Source organism: Sphaerimonospora sp. CA-214678, from assembly GCF_050942215.1.
Taxonomy (GTDB): Bacteria; Actinomycetota; Actinomycetes; order Streptosporangiales; family Streptosporangiaceae; genus Sphaerimonospora.
Window position 1 is genome coordinate 3,206,695 of the sequence record NZ_CP192056.1, and the last position, 15,065, is coordinate 3,221,759.

The 15,065-nt window shown below is 69.3% G+C and carries 12 protein-coding genes; 6 read left to right on the forward strand and 6 right to left on the reverse strand.

All coding sequences use genetic code 11. The features are described from left to right. Positions 1 to 7: 7 nt before the first annotated feature. The 5 genes from ACQP1K_RS14540 to ACQP1K_RS14560 are packed head-to-tail and all read right to left on the reverse strand — an operon-like array spanning position 8 to position 5,814. On the reverse strand, positions 8 to 1,033 hold the full coding sequence (locus tag ACQP1K_RS14540; protein ID WP_433501432.1) for a LacI family DNA-binding transcriptional regulator: 1,026 nt from the start codon (positions 1,031 to 1,033) through the stop codon (positions 8 to 10). Positions 1,034 to 1,044: 11 nt separating this feature from the next. Next, a complete protein-coding gene (locus ACQP1K_RS14545) occupies positions 1,045 to 2,664 on the reverse strand; it encodes a glycoside hydrolase family 13 protein (RefSeq protein WP_433501433.1) in 1,620 nt (539 codons plus the stop codon). A 27-nt stretch (positions 2,665 to 2,691) separates the two neighbouring features. Continuing rightward, a complete protein-coding gene (locus tag ACQP1K_RS14550) occupies positions 2,692 to 3,558 on the reverse strand; it encodes a sugar ABC transporter permease (protein WP_433501434.1) in 867 nt (288 codons plus the stop codon). Further along, positions 3,552 to 4,514, reverse strand: coding sequence for a carbohydrate ABC transporter permease (locus ACQP1K_RS14555; protein ID WP_433501435.1), 963 nt, complete (start codon positions 4,512 to 4,514; stop codon positions 3,552 to 3,554). Before ACQP1K_RS14555 ends, ACQP1K_RS14550 begins: the two co-directional genes overlap by 7 nt. A gap of 4 nt (positions 4,515 to 4,518) precedes the next feature. Continuing rightward, entirely contained in the window at positions 4,519 to 5,814 is a 1,296-nt protein-coding gene (locus tag ACQP1K_RS14560; protein ID WP_433501436.1) for an extracellular solute-binding protein, read from the reverse strand. 300 nt (positions 5,815 to 6,114) lie between these two features. Between ACQP1K_RS14560 and ACQP1K_RS14565 the strand changes: the two genes are divergently transcribed. Further along, positions 6,115 to 7,398, forward strand: coding sequence for an ABC transporter ATP-binding protein (locus ACQP1K_RS14565; RefSeq protein ID WP_433501437.1), 1,284 nt, complete (start codon positions 6,115 to 6,117; stop codon positions 7,396 to 7,398). Here ACQP1K_RS14565 and ACQP1K_RS14570 read toward each other — a convergent pair. Beyond that, complete coding sequence (locus tag ACQP1K_RS14570) at positions 7,358 to 8,017, reverse strand: amino acid-binding protein (RefSeq protein WP_433501555.1); 660 nt, start codon at positions 8,015 to 8,017, stop codon at positions 7,358 to 7,360. The genes ACQP1K_RS14565 and ACQP1K_RS14570 overlap by 41 nt on opposite strands. Positions 8,018 to 8,265: 248 nt before the next feature. On the opposite strand from ACQP1K_RS14570, the gene ACQP1K_RS14575 reads away from it, so the two are divergent. The 5 genes from ACQP1K_RS14575 to ACQP1K_RS14595 all read left to right on the forward strand — a co-directional run bounded on the left by ACQP1K_RS14575 (position 8,266) and on the right by ACQP1K_RS14595 (position 15,057). Next, positions 8,266 to 9,684: an ATP-binding protein gene (locus ACQP1K_RS14575; RefSeq protein WP_433501438.1), complete on the forward strand. Its 1,419-nt coding sequence runs from the start codon at positions 8,266 to 8,268 to the stop codon at positions 9,682 to 9,684. 180 nt (positions 9,685 to 9,864) lie between these two features. Then, entirely contained in the window at positions 9,865 to 11,418 is a 1,554-nt protein-coding gene (locus tag ACQP1K_RS14580) for a sulfatase family protein (protein ID WP_433501439.1), read from the forward strand. 336 nt (positions 11,419 to 11,754) lie between these two features. Continuing rightward, the gene (locus tag ACQP1K_RS14585) at positions 11,755 to 13,107 is read left to right on the forward strand and encodes an ABC transporter substrate-binding protein (protein ID WP_433501440.1); all 1,353 of its coding nucleotides are present in this window, start codon (positions 11,755 to 11,757) and stop codon (positions 13,105 to 13,107) included. Positions 13,108 to 13,189: 82 nt separating this feature from the next. After that, positions 13,190 to 14,164, forward strand: coding sequence for a carbohydrate ABC transporter permease (locus ACQP1K_RS14590; protein ID WP_433501441.1), 975 nt, complete (start codon positions 13,190 to 13,192; stop codon positions 14,162 to 14,164). Next, complete coding sequence (locus ACQP1K_RS14595; RefSeq protein ID WP_433501442.1) at positions 14,161 to 15,057, forward strand: carbohydrate ABC transporter permease; 897 nt, start codon at positions 14,161 to 14,163, stop codon at positions 15,055 to 15,057. The genes ACQP1K_RS14590 and ACQP1K_RS14595 overlap by 4 nt, the downstream gene beginning before the upstream one ends. Positions 15,058 to 15,065: the final 8 nt, after the last annotated feature.

Genomic DNA, 15,065 nt, shown 5'->3' on the forward strand with positions numbered 1-15,065 from the left:
GACGCGGTCACCGATGAACGAGGGGGCCTGAGCCGGTGGAGCCGCGCACGACGAGCTCGGGCTGGTAGACGAGCTCCACGTGCTTGGCGGGCGTGCCACCGATCTCCTCGAGCAGCGTCTGCACGGCGGCGGCCGCCATCGCACCGATCGGTTTGCGCACCGTGGTGAGCGGCGGATCGGTGAACGCCATGAGCGGCGAGTCGTCGAACCCGACCACCGACACCTCACCCGGCACCGACAGCCCGCGCTCGCGCGCGGCGCGGATCGCGCCGAGCGCCATGAGGTCGCTCGCGCAGAAGACGCCCGTGCAGCCGCGGTCGAGGAGCGCGCCCGCCGCGGCCTGCCCGCCCTCGACCGAGAACAGCGAGTGCTGGATGAGGTCGTCGACGTCGGTCAGGCCGAGCAGCTCGGACATGGCCCGCCGGAACCCCTCGATCTTGCGTATGACGGGGACGTACCGCCGCTGCCCCAGGGCCAGGCCGATCCGCTCGTGCCCGAGATCGACCAGGTGCTGTACGGCCAGGCGGGCCGCGAGCCGGTCGTCGGGTGAGATGAACGGCGCGGGGATCGTCTCGTTGTAGCCGTCCACCAGCACGATCGGCAGGCCGCGGTCGGTGAGGCGGGCGTACCGGTCCATCCGGGCCGTGGTGTCGGCGTGCAGGCCGGACACGAAGACGATGCCGGAGACGCCGCGGTCCAGCAGCATCTCGGTGAACTCGTCCTCGGGGGCGCCGCCGGGCTCCTGGGTGCACAGGATCGGGGTGTAGCCGTGCTGGGTCAGCGGTTTCTCCACGGCCTGGGCGAACGCCGGGAAGATCGGGTTGCCGAGCTCGGGGATGACCAGCCCGATCAGGCCGTTGCTGCGCCGGCGCAGCCGCTGGGGGCGCTCGTAGCCCATGAGGTCGAGCGCGGTCAGCACGGCCTGCCGGGTGGCGGCGGAGACCCCCGCCTTGCCGTTCAGCACGCGGCTCACCGTGGCCTCGCTCACCCCTGCCTGAGCCGCGATGTCGGCGAGCCGCGTGGTGTTGTTCATGGGTTCAGACATTACCGACCGATATTCCACCAGGTAGCCGAGTCCGGGGGAAGCCGGACCTGATCGCCGTGCACGGCCGGGCCGTCGCTCGCGAGGAGCGGCTCCCCCGGCGCGGCGTCGATCTCGACCCAGTCGTGCGTCATGTTCACCAGGCAGGCGAAGGAGCCGCCCCGGGAGAACGCCAGCGTGCCGGGCGGGCTGTCCAGCCAGCCGAGCCGGCCGTCGCCGAGATCGGGGTGGGCGCGCCGGATCTCCAGCGCCGACCGGTAGAGGCCGAGCATGGACGTCTCCTTCCCGAGCTGGGCCTCGACGCTGAGGTCCCGCCACTCCGCCGGGACCGGCAGCCAGCTCTCGTGGATCCCCGGCGGGGCGAAGCCGTACGGCGGTTCCCCGGTCGCGGTCCACGGCAGCGGCACCCGGCAGCCGTCCCGGCCGCTGCCGGGGTCGCGCAGCCGCTGCGGGTCGCGCAGATATTCCTCCGGCAGGTCGAGCACCTCGGGCAGCCCCAGCTCCTCACCCTGGTAGATGTAGGCCGACCCGGGCAGCGCGAGCATGAGCAGGGCGGCCGCCCTGGCCCGGCGCAGGCCGAGCTCGCCCCCGCCGTACCGGGTGACGTGCCGTTTCACGTCGTGGTTGGACAGCACCCAGGTCGAGGGCGCGCCCACCAGCCCCGCCGTACGGAGCGACTCGTCGATGACCGTGCGGAACCCGGCCGCGTCCCAGGGGGTGGTGAGGAAGTGGAAGTTGAACGCCTGGTGCAGCTCGTCGGGGCGGACGTAGCGGGCCAGCCGCTCCGGGGTCGGCGCCCAGGCCTCGGCCACGCCGATCCGCTCGCCGTCGTAGGAGTCGAGGATGCGCCGCCAGGCGCGGTGGATCTCGTGCACGCCGTCCTGGTCGAAGTACGGCACCACGTCGGCGCCGATCATCCGCACCTGGCCGGCGTGGCCGACGTCCGGCAGGCCGGGCGCCTTGACCATGCCGTGCGCGACGTCGATCCGGAAGCCGTCCACGCCGAGGTCGAGCCAGAACCGCAGCACATCGGCGAACTCCTCGTGCACCTCGGGGTGCTCCCAGTCGAGGTCGGGCTGCTGCGGGGCGAACAGGTGGAGGTACCACTGCCCGTCGGCCACCCGGGTCCAGGCCGGGCCTCCGAAGATCGACTCCCAGTCGTTGGGCGGCAGCTCCCCGGCCGCGCCCCTGCCGTCCCGGAAGATGTAGCGCTCCCGTTCCGGTGCGCCGGGACCGGCCGCCAGCGCGGCGAGGAACCACGGGTGCGCGTCGGAGGTGTGGTTCGGCACCACGTCCACGATGATCTTCAGGCCGTGCCGGTGCGCGTCGTCGATCAGCGCCCGGGCGTCGGCCAGCGATCCGAAGATCGGGTCGACGTCGCGGTGGTCGGCCACGTCGTAGCCGAAGTCGGCCATCGGCGAGGGGTAGAACGGCGTCAGCCAGATCGCGTCCACGCCCAGATCGGCCAGGTAGCGCAGCCGGCCGCGGACGCCGAGCAGGTCGCCGACGCCGTCGCCGTTGCCGTCGGCGAAGCTGCGGACGTACACCTGATAGATCACCGCGTCCCGCCACCAGCGGGTGGCCGTCTCCCGCGCCGACGGGTGCAGGGCGACTTCGGTCATGTGTATCCCCCGATTCTCATGATGGTGTCATGCCTTCGCGGCGCCGGCGGTGAGACCGGTGACCAGATGGCGCTGGACGAGCAGGAAGACGACGGCCGCCGGGACGGCGATCAGCACCGACGACGCCGTGAGCAGGCCCCACTCCGCCTTGTGCTGGCCGACGAACTGGCTGAGGCCGACGGCGAGCGTGTACTTGTCGTCGCCGGTCATGAACGCGGTGGCGTACGCGACCTCCGCCCAGGCGGTGAGGAACGAGTAGAAGGCGGCCACGGCCAGCCCCGGCTTGGCCAGCGGCAGGATGAGCCGCCAGAACGCGCCGAACGGGGTCAGCCCGTCCACCAGTCCCGCCTCGTCGATCGACACCGGCACCGTGTTGAAGTAGCCCCGCATCATCCAGGCGCAGAACGGCACGGTCGAGGTGAGGTACGCGATGACGAGCGACGGAAGCCGGTTGATCAGCCCGAGCCCGGCCAGCAGGTTGTAGATCGGCACGATCAGGATGGCCACCGGGAACATCTGGGTGACCAGCAGCATCCACATGACCGGCCGGTGGCCGGGGAACCGGAAGCGGCTCACGGCGTAGCCCGTGGTGGCCGACAGCAGCACGCCGATCACCGCGGTGAGCAGCGAGACGACGATCGCGTTGGCGGCCCAGGTGAGGAACTCGGTGTCCCCGAGCACCTGCGCGTAGTTGTCCAGCGTCGGCTGTTCGAACGGCCGGACCGAGGCCGACTCGATGACCGCCCTGGGCTTGAGCGAGGTCAGCACCAGCCAGGCGACGGGGAAGACCGCGATCAGGCTCGCCGTGATCAGCGTGAGGTGCAGCGCGACCGACTTCAGCGGGCCGCGCTCGCCACGCGGCCGGTGCGTCCGCCGGGAGGAACCCGTCACCATGCCTCCCCCTGCCGGCCGAGCGCACGCCGGTAGACGACGGCCATCACCGCGAGCAGGGCGAGGATCACCATGCCCCAGGCGGCCGAACCCGCGTAGTCGCGAATGCCCTCGAACGCCTCCCGGAAGGCGTACGTGACGAGGATCTCCGTGGACCCGGCGGGCCCGCCCTTGGTGAGCAGGAAGATGACCGGGAACTGGTTGAACGTCCAGATCGTGCCGAGCAGGACGACCGTGCTCGACACCGGGCGCAGGCCGGGCAGCGTGATGTGGCGGAACCGCTGCCAGGGCGAGGCTCCGTCGACCTCGGCCGCCTCGTGCAGCTCGCGCGGGATGGCCTGCAGGCCGCCCAGCATGGCGAGCATCATGAACGGCACGCCCAGCCAGACGTTGCAGACGATCACCGAGACCTTCGCCCAGAAGGGGTCGTCCAGCCAGGCGATCCCCGCGAACCCGGCCGCCCGGAGCATGGCGTTGATCACGCCGAACTCGCCGTTGAGGAGGTAACGCCAGATGAACGCCGACACGAACGCCGGTACGGCCCAGGGCAGCACGAGCAGCACCCGGTAGACCGACCGCAGGCGCATCGGCCGGTCGAGCAGCGACGCCATGCCCAGCCCGATGCCCACATGCAGGGCGACGCACACCGCCGTCCAGACGACGGTCCAGGTCAGGCGACCGGCGAACGTGGCCGACGTGAGGATCTCGACGTAGTTGCGCAGCCCGATGAACTCGTACGTCGCGGGGATGACGTTCATCCCGATGGTGCGGCCCATGTTGGCCTCGGTCGCGTCGGTGAGCGACAGGTACACGCCGCGCAGCAGCGGGTAGCCGACCAGCACGAGCGTGACGATGACGACCGGGGCCGTCATCGCCCACGCGTACCAGTGCCGGGAAAGGACACGCCGCAGCGCACCCGGGGGCGCGGCCCGCCCGCCCGCGGCGGCATCGGTCGTCATCGGGTCACCGACTCCAGCCCTTGAGGATGCCCTCGTAGGCGGTGGCCACGTCCTCCAGCATCGGCTCCGTGGTGGCCTGGCCGCCGGCGAGCTTCTGGTAGCCCTCCACCAGCGGCTGGAACAGCGAGGCCGCCTCGGGGATCCACGGCCGCTCCACCGCCGACTCCATCGGCTTCTGCCACTGCGCGATCTTCGGATTCGCCGTCGCCGCCGGCATGCCGTACGCCGTGGTGCGGGTGGGCAGCAGGCCCAGCTCGCCGGCGATCTCGGCCTGGCTCTCCGCCGAGGCCATGAACTGGACGAACAGGTACGCCGCCGCGAGGTTCTTCGAGCCGGCGTAGACGGTGTAGTCGTGCCCGCCGACGGGGGAGCCCGATCGCACCGAGCCGGCCGGGACCGGGGCGACCCCGAAGTTGTCCGGATCGTCCTTGAAGACCTTGCCGCCGAGGTTGTCGGCGTTCGACCACGGGCCATTGAAGATCATCGCGACCTTGCCTTCCTTGAAGGCGGTCTCGGCGTTGGTGTAGCTGTCCTGCAGGGCGGGCTTGGCGGCCGCACCCGACTCGATCAGATCCTCGACGATCTTGACGCCGGCGACGGTCCGCGGCGACGCGATCGTGATCTTCTTGTTCGCCGCGTCGACGAGGTCTCCGCCCTCGCCGTAGATGAACGGCAGCAGGAAGTAGGCGTCGACGTTGAGCGCGATGCCGTCGGCGTCGGTCTTGGATCTGACGTCGAGCGCGGTCTCCTTCAGCTCGGCCATGGTGGCCGGCGGGGCGTCGTGGCCCGCCTTCTTCAGCAGCTCCCTGTTGTAGAGCAGGCCGATCGTGTCGGTGACCTGTGGCACGCCGTACGTCTTGCCGCCGAACCTGCCGCTGGCCGCGGGCGTGGGCAGGAACTCCTCCGGCCTGTCCACGGCCGGGGTGCCGTCGAGCGGCGCGAGGTAGCCGAGCGAGGCGAACTCCGCCACCCAGCCGACGTCGGTGCGCAGCACGTCGGGGGCGCCCGATCCGGACGGGGCGGCCGTCTTGAACTTGTCCCTGGCGTCGGCGAAGGGCACGTTGACGTAGTTCACGTTGATCTTCGGGTACTTCTCATGGAACTCCGCGACGAGCGCCTTGAACGCGGGAGCCTCGGTGGTCGCGTCCGAGGTGTCCCACCACGTGATCTCACCCGCGATCTCGGCGGGCGCGGCGCTGGAGGCGGGAGCCGTACCGGTGCCGCCGCCGTCGCCGCCGCATGCCGCCACAGCCAGGGTCAGCGCCGCGGCGGTAGCCGCGGCCGAGATGACTCGCCGCATCTGGTTGTGCTCCTTCTTCGGGGGGTTTACGCCGGAACGTACCGGCCGGTGGGCCGCCATGAAAGACCTTGCAGAAAGTTTCCGCAAACTTGTTACCTCCGACCGACCCGGCCCACGGCCGCCGACTTCGACAAACCACTTGCCGTGGAGAAAGTTTATTAGTCAGTCTGAAATGACAGTAGTTGCCGGATTGTTCATTGGATGTATGGACATTCGTAGCCGAGACGCGATGTACTACCTCATCAATCACAACCGATGGCTGGGAATCCGGGCGCGGCGCCCGGGGGGAACGAGCTTTTGATGAGCACCGTCGTCCTCGACAACGTGACGAAGGTCTACCCGGGGGGATTTCTCGCGGTAGACCGCCTGAGCCTGCGCGCGGACGAGGGGGAACTTCTCGTCCTGCTCGGGCCTTCGGGCTGTGGGAAGTCCACGCTACTGCGCATGATCGCGGGGCTGGAGGAGATTACATCAGGCGATCTGTGGCTTTCCGGCGAACTCGCCAATGACTTCGCACCGCGCGACCGCGACGTCGCGATGGTGTTCCAGAACGGGGCGCTCTATCCGCACCGATCCGTACGCGGCAACCTGTCCTTCCCGATGGAGATCGCCAAGACCGACCCGAACATGGTCCGCGAGCGGGTGGTGGAACTGTCCCGCGCGCTGCACATCGAGGAGACCCTGGACCGCCGGCCGGGCACCCTGTCCGGCGGGCAGCGCCAGCGGGTGGCCATGGGCCGCGCCATCGTACGGCAGCCGTCCCTGTTCCTGATGGACGAGCCGCTGTCCAACCTCGACGCCGGCATGCGCACCGAGTTGCGCATGGAGATCTCCTCGCTGGTGCGGGCGCTCGGGGTCACCACGATCTACGTGACGCACGACCAGGTCGAGGCGCTGACCCTGGCGGACCGCATCGCGATCATGAATCGTGGCGTGCTGCAGGATGTCGGCACCCCCGCCCAGGTCTACAACGACCCCGCCACCGCCTTCACCGCCGCGTTCCTCAACTCACAGCAGCTCAACCTGCTCGCCGCGACCGTCCGGACGCCGCAGAACCAGTTCATCATGCTGGATTTCGGCCCGCATCAAATCACAATGCCATGGACCGATCCACGTGCGTACGCGGTTTCCCAGCACACCGGCTCGCAGATCATCGTGGGCATCCGCCCGGACGGGCTGACCCCGGTGCCCGAGCGCACGGAGGGGCCGACCTTCTTCGGCCGGGTCCGCACCCTGGAGTATCACGGCCACGAGTGGCTGGCCTACCTGGAGGCGGGCATCCCCGCCGTCACCGTGCCGGAACCGCCGGACCCCCGCAGCCACATGAACGGCGGCGCCGGAGCCAACGGCAGGACCCGCTCGATCATGCGAAGGCTCCTGGGCGGTGGCGGGAGGTACGAGGAGGAGCAGACCCAGCAGCCGACGGCGGCGGGGAACGGCACCCACCGGCGGGCCGACCTCATCGTCCGGCTGGGCAACCGTCCCGTGTGGCGATCCGGTGAGCACGGCCGGGTCGCGGTCGACGTCTCCCGTCTGATGCTGTTCACCCAGAACGGCACCCGGATCGACCCGCCGCGCCGCTAGCGTGCTCCCGGCCCGCGGCCGACCGGGCCAGGGCGCGGACGACGCCCGTCAATCTGGAGATCTTGTCGAGCTCGGCCTGATGGAACGGCGGCCCCTGCGACCGGGCCACGACCAGGTGCGCCCCGTCCATCGGCACGCACGCCAGGTGCAGCCCGTCCCTGGTCACGGCGGAGGCGCGCAGCGGGGTCAGGTCCGCCGCCGGCACCTCCTCCGGCGCCTGCCAGCTCCCGTGCAGCACCGAGCCGCTCCCGGAGTCGACCACGACCGCCCACTCGGCGCTCACCACGTCGGGGATCGCGTCCACCAGCGTGACGACCGCCCGTTCCGGTTCGCCCGCGACGTGGCCGAGCAGGTCGTAGTCGGGGTTCGTGCCGGGAGCCTCCCGCGTCGGCCACACCCCGTCGACCCGGACGCCGGGGACCACACAGATCCGGTCACGTAGCTCGCCGGGCTCGAACAGGCCGGGCCAGAAGACGGTGAAGTCGTCCACGGCGCGCCCGGCCTGCCGTTCCAGCACGGTGACCTGCAGAATGTCGGCGCCCATCACCCCGAAGGCACGGGCCACCTGCCCCAGCACTCCCGGGCGGTCCGGGAGCGAGACCCGCAGCCGCAGCAACATGCCCACCACCTGCCTTCCTACCGGGCCGACACCACCAGTCTCCGACACGGATCGCTCCGCCGTCACGGCGGTGGGTCGGGCGAGGGCCGATATCGGAGCGCGCACACGACCGCCGATCCCTGCCATCTCCTGCAGCAAGTTTCAGCACGAACTTGCAGACGTCCGATTAGCCCCACTTTTAACAACTTTGGTCGTGAATTTTCGCTATCGCGAAGTTTCTGCGAGATGACCATCAGTAGCCTCGGGGCATGCCCCTCCCCTGGCCACGCGTACCGTCCCTCAGGGCGCGTCTGACGCTGATCGCCACAGCCGCCGCCGCGCTCGTGCTCATCCCGGTGGCGATCATCGCGGACATCGTCCTGCGGCACGGCATCGCCGACCGGATCTGGGACGACAGCCTGTCGACCGCGAGCAGGATCGCCGCGGAGGCCCAGGTGGAGCGGCTGCCGGACCCGCTGCCCACGAGCGGAAACGGCATCGACCTCATCGAGGTGGTCGCCTCGGACGGGCGGATAATGGCCGCCAGCACGGCGGCCAGGGATCCGCGCCGGCTCAGTCCCCTGCGTCCCGCCCCCGACTCACAGGTCAGCCGGGCCACCTCGTGCTCGCTCCCGCACGGCGAGTGCCTCTACGTGACCGCGGTCAAGGTCTCCCCCGAGCCGGACTCCGCCGTGGTGTACGCGGGCCGGGTCACCCCGGCCGTTCTCGGCACCCGGCTGCCGGAGCTGGGCTTCCTGCTCGCGTGCCTGCTGCTCTGCGGCGGGGTGGCATCGATCGCCTGGCTGGTCGCCGGACGCGCCCTGCGGCCCGTGGAGGCGATCAGGTCGGAGCTCGGGGAGGTCGCGCCGTCCAACCCCGGCTGCCGTGTGCCGGAACCGCCCGGTGACGACGAGATCGCCAGGCTCGCCAGGACCGCCAACGACGCGCTGTCCCGGCTGGAGCGGTCGATCCAGCAGCAGCGGCAGTTCGCTGCCGACGCCTCGCACGAGTTGCGCACGCCCATAGCGGGGATCCGCGCCCAGCTGGAGTGCGCCCGCCTGCATCCGGAGGACACCGAGGAGGCCGTCGAGGCGGCGCTGCGCGACACGGGCAGGCTCGAGGCGATCGTGGCCGACCTGCTCCTGCTGGCGAGGCTGGGCACCGCGCCGTCCACCGTGCGCGAGCTCCTCGACCTCGGGGAGCTGCTCACCGCCGAGGTCCGCTCCCGTCCGGTCGGGGTGCCGACGCACCTTCAGGTCATACCGGACGTGATGGTCAAAGGGCTGCGCCCGCAGCTCTGCCGGGTGGTGACCAACCTGCTCGACAACGCCGAGCGGCACGCGGCGACGCGGGTGCACGCCGAGATCGGCCGGGTCGGCGACGAGACCGGTGAGCACGCCACGCTATCGGTGTTCAACGACGGCGAGCCCATTCCCGAGGCGGATCGCGACCGGATCTTCGAACGGTTCTACCGGCGCGACACCGCCAGGAGCAGGACGCACGGCGGGACCGGACTCGGCCTGGCCATCGCCCGCGAGGTCGTGGAGTCGCACGGCGGCACGATCCACGTCGAGTGCGAGGACGCGGGCGTCCGGTTCGTCGTCAGGCTGCCACTGTCGCCCGGCCGGGACACGGCTCCCGGCCCGGCATCCGAGGCGACCTCCGGCACGACGTGCGGAGCCGCCTAGCACCTGGGCCGCGGTCTCCGGCTCGGCCTCCCGCTGAGGGCGGCCACGACGCAGCAGCGGCACGAGGACGTGAGTCGCTCGACGTTTCGCACGACTTTCGTGCGATTTGTTCACTGTTTACATCGGAGCAGTTACGCTCTGTGTGTTTCCGCCGTCCAGCGCGCGGTTACGATCCCTGCCGTGCCGTTCACGAAGAGAGCCCTGTTCCCCAAGAGAGCAGCGGTCCGCAGGAGAGCGCTGTTCCCGAAGAGGACGGCGGTCGCCGGGTGGCGCTCGCGATGGCCGGCCCGGCTGGCCGCCGCGCTCACCCTGTGCCTCGCGCTCTCCGGCATGACCCATGGTCAGCCCTCACGCGCGCAGCCCGCCACGCCCCATCGGCCGAACATCGTGTTCATCCTGGTGGACGACCTGGACGCCATGGACCTCAGCCGGTTTCCCAACATCTGGAACCTGCTGGTCCGGCAGGGGGCGACCTTCTCCCGCTTCTTCGCCACCAACCCCTGGTGCTGCCCCTCCCGGTCGTCGATCCTGCGGTCGCAGTACATGCACAGCCACCATGTGATGAGCAACCGGCCGCCGACCGGCGGCTTCCCCAGGTTCCGGCCCCTGGAGACCTCCACGGTCGGGACATGGCTGCACGGCGCGGGCTACCGCACCGCCCTGCTGGGCAAGTACCTCAACGGCTATCCGACCGGCGCGAGCTGGTCGTACGTCCCGCGGGGCTGGGACGAGTGGGCGGTCCCCGTCACCAGGCTCTATCAGGAGTACGGCTACGCGCTCAACGAGAACGGGACCGTCCGGCAGTACGGCCACGCGGACGACGACTACCTCGAGGACGTGCTCAGCGCGAAGGCCGGCGCGTTCGCCACCTCGACCACCGGGCCGTTCTTCCTCTACCTGGCCCCGGTCGCGCCCCATCTGCCCGCCAATTACGCCCCCAGGCACGCCGACGCGTTCAGCGACGAGATCGCACCCAGGACCGCGTCGTTCGACCAGGCCGACACCTCGGCCGAGCCGCTGTGGCTGAGAAAGCACGCGCCGCTGTCGGCGAAGGACGTGCGCAGGATCGACCGGGTGCACCGGAACCGGCTGCGCGCCATGCTGGGCGTCGACGACATGGTGGGCGCGCTGGTCTCCACCCTGGCCGAGACCGGCCGCCTGGACGACACCTACATCTTCTTCACCTCCGACAACGGCTTCCACCTGGGCCAGCATCGGCTGCGACCAGGTAAGACGACGCCCTTCGAGGAGGACATCCGCATCCCCCTCGTGGTCAGGGGCCCGGGCATCGTCCCCGGCAGCAGGATCGGCGCGCTGGCCTCGACGGTCGACCTCGCGCCCACGTTCGCCGAAATCGCCGGGACCATGGCGCCCGCGTTCGCCGAGGGCCGCTCGCTCGCCCCGCTCCTGCACGGCCGGGCGGTGCCGTGGCGCGACGCCGTGCTGGTCGAATTCGCCCACGCCGACTACTCGCCGAAGACCCCGCCCGACTACGGCGTGCTGCGCACCGACCATTACAGCTACGTGGAGTACGCCACGGGTGAGCGACAACTCTACGACCTCAGCGACGATCCCGCGCAGATGCACAACCTCGCCGCGACGGCCGATCCCTTCCTGCTGGCCACCCTATCGGCGCGGCTGGCGATGTTGCGCGCTTGCACGGGTATCACCTGCCGGGTCGCGGACTCGGCGAGCGCGACCGGCGGTCGCGCCCCGCCGGCGCCGGTCCCGTGATCGGCGGGTCCGCCTCGGATGGCCACCGCCCGGAGGGGCGGTGGCCATTCCCACGTTTCTACCCATATGACCATGGGAGCGCTCCCAGGAGAGGTTCGTCCGGTTCTATCCCTTTTCTGAGCTCTAACACCCCGCGGAGTAACAGTTAGGTTTCAGCGTATTGACGCCCGAGGGCCCAATAGAGGACTCTTCGTGGGAGCGCTCCCAACCTTGGATTCGCAACGGGCACGGCAGCGCCGAGCAGCAGTTACAGATCACGGGCCGTCAGCTCGGGGACCGGCCTGAGACACAACCCTCCCAATGAGACTTCGGGATACCACCTGAGAGGGGTCCGCAATGATTAGCAACTCGCGTCGCGGCAGAATGCTCGCGATCGCTGCGGCGTCCGCGCTCGCCCTGAGCGTCATCAGCGCCTGCAGCACCGACGACGGCGGCAGCAGCACGCCGTCCGACGGCGGGTCCTCGGCCGCGGCCGAGCCGGTCACCGTCGTCGTCCAGACCTTCGGTGGCGGTAAGAACTTCGGTTACCAAGAGGCGATCGACAAGTGGAACGCCGAGCACACCGACATCAAGATCAAGAATGACAACCTGACCGACCAGTTCGAGCAGGTCTACTGGCCGCAGATGATCCAGTGGCTGCAGTCGGGTGCCGGTGCCGGCGACGTGATCGGCATCGACGAGGGCGGCATGGGCCTCGCGAAGGCGCACCCCGAGTGGTGGGCCGACCTCGGCGAGCTCGGCCTCAGCGGCCGCAAGGCCGACTTCGCCGACTGGAAGTGGGAGAACGGCGTCACCGCCGACGGCAAGCTCTTCGGCCTCGGCACCGACATCGGCGGCATGAGCCTGTGCTACCGCAAGGACCTGTTCGAGAAGGCGGGCCTGCCCTCCGACCGCGAGGAGGTCAGCAAGCTCTGGCCCACCTGGGACGACTTCGTCAAGGTCGGCCACGAGTTCCAGGCCAAGGTCAAGAACACCAAGTTCGTCGACGGCACCAACACGCTCTACAACGTGGTCCTGGTGCAGGAGGCCGCCAAGAACGGCAACATCTCCTACTTCGACAAGGACAACAACCTCGTCATCGACTCGAACCCGGCCGTCAAGGCCTCCTACGACTTCGCCGAGAAGATCAGCAAGGAGGGCCTCACCGCCAAGCTGCGCAACTTCACCGAAGAGTGGTTCACCGGCATGAAGAAGGGGCAGTTCGCCACCCTCGGCTGCCCGTCCTGGATGCTCGGCGTGGTCAGCGGTGACAACGCGGGCGGTCCGGAGGGCAAGGGCAAGTGGGACGTCGCGGCGGTGCCCGGCGGCGGCGGCAACTGGGGCGGCTCCTGGCTCGCGGTGCCCAAGCAGTCCAAGCACCCGAAGGAGGCCGCGCAGGTCCTCGACTACCTCACCGGCAAGGACGCCCAGGTGAGCGTCTTCAACTTCGCCGGCAACATGCCCAGCAACACCCAGGCCCAGCAGGACCCGGCGGTCCAGGGCGCGAAGAACGAGTACTTCAACGACGCCCCGGTCGGTGAGATCTTCGCCAAGTCCGCCGCCGCGCTCCAGCCGGTCTTCCTCGGCGTCAAGCACGCCCAGGTGAAGAACGCGGTGGAGTCGGTGGTCTCCGCCATCGACGACGGCTCGGTGTCGTACGCCGACGGCTGGAAGAGGATCGTCGACGACGCTACGAAGGCCGCGGGCTGACCCTTGCCCGCCAGGTGAACCGGCCCGCCGCAGCGGCACCCCGCCGGCGGGCCGGTCGCCTGCTTTCGCTGAAAGGTAACCCATGAGCCTGCACGTCGACGCCGGACAGCCCACCCGGGCACCGGTCCCACCCGGCAGGAGGCACGTCCGGCGGAACTCGTCCCGATCCTTCCGGAACTGGCTGGACCTCAAGGCCGCGCCGTACCTCCTGATCTCTCCGTACTACCTGCTCTTCCTGCTCTTCGGACTGTTCCCGCTCGCCTTCACGCTCTACTACTCCTTCTTCGACTACGACCTCACCGGTACGGTCGATTGGACGGGGCTGGGCAACTACAGCGCGATGCTCGCCGACGCCGCCTTCTGGAAGGCGGTCGTCAACACGCTCGGCATGTTCGTCATCGCGACGGTCCCGCAGATAATGCTGGCGCTCCTGCTCGCCAATGCGCTGAACAAGCGGTTCAGGGGCCAACTGCTCGTCCGTATGGGCGTCCTGCTCCCCCTCGTCACCTCGGTCGTCGCGGTCGCGGTCGTGTTCACCCAGCTCTACGGCCGGGACTGGGGTCTGATCAACTGGGTGTTCGGCTGGTTCGGGATCGACCCGATCTCCTGGAAGACCCAGCGCATCCCCTCCTGGATCGCCATCGCCACCATGGTCGACTGGCGGTGGACCGGCTACAACGCGATCATCTTCCTCGCCGGCATGCAGACGATCCCGAAGGACCTCTACGAGGCCGCCTCGATCGACGGCGCGACCCGGCGGCGCCAGTTCTGGCAGATCACCGTGCCGATGCTCCGGCCCACCATGATCTTCGTGGTGCTGAACTCGACGATCGGCGGCCTCACACTGTTCGCCGAGCCGACCACGTTCTACAACGGCAACGTCCACGGCGGCACCGACAGCCAGTTCCAGACCGTCTCGATGTTCATCTTCGAGGAGGGCTTCCGGGAGTTCGACTTCGGCTACGCCTCCGCCGCGGCCTGGCTGCTGTTCCTGCTCATCCTGATCGGATCGCTCATCAACTTCATGCTCATCCGCCGAATCGGGGGCAACAAGTGACCACGCTCTCCGCGCCTGCCGGCACGCGGCGGCGCCGCCGCGCCACGGCACCGGGCGGGGCCGCCGGCATCTGGTCCGCCACACCGCTCACGAAGTTCATTCTCGCCGTGACGATCGTCATCTCGGCGTTTCCGCTCTACTGGATGATCGTCATCGCCTCGCGGTCCAACAGCGACGCCACCGACATCCCGCCGCCGTTCCTGCCCGGCGGCAACCTCGGCGAGAACATCCAGCGGGTGCTGTCCAACCCGGACGCGCACTACATGACCGGTCTGATCAACTCGATGATCATCTCCGTCGCGGTGACCGCTTCGGTGGTGGTGATCTCGACGTTCGCCGGTTTCGCCTTCGCCCGGCTGAAGTTCAAGGGTGGCAAGATCCTGCTGCTGCTGGTCCTGCTGACCATGATGGTGCCGCTGCAGCAGATGGGCATCGTGCCGCTCTACCGGCTGATGGTCAACCTTGAGTGGGTCGGCTCGATCAAGGCCGTGATCATGCCGTACCTGCTCAACGGCTTCGGCGTCTTCCTGATGACGCAGTACACGGACCAGGCCGTGCCGAACGAGCTGGTGGAGGCCGCCCGGGTGGACGGCGCGTCCACCGTGCGGATCTGGTTCAACGTCGTCCTGCCCGCCGTACGGCCCGGCATGGCGGTGCTCGGCATCAACACGTTCATGCTGACCTGGAACGACTTCATGTGGCCGCTGCTCGTGCTGACCCCGGACAACCCGACCGTCCAGGTCGCCATCAACTCGCTGAACGCGAAGTACGGCACGGACTACGTGCTGATCTTCAGCGGCACGCTGATGTCGATCCTCCCGCTCATCGTCGTTTTCATCGCGTTCGGCCGACAGATCATCGGCGGACTCATGGAAGGTGCAGTCAAAGCGTGACCACGCAA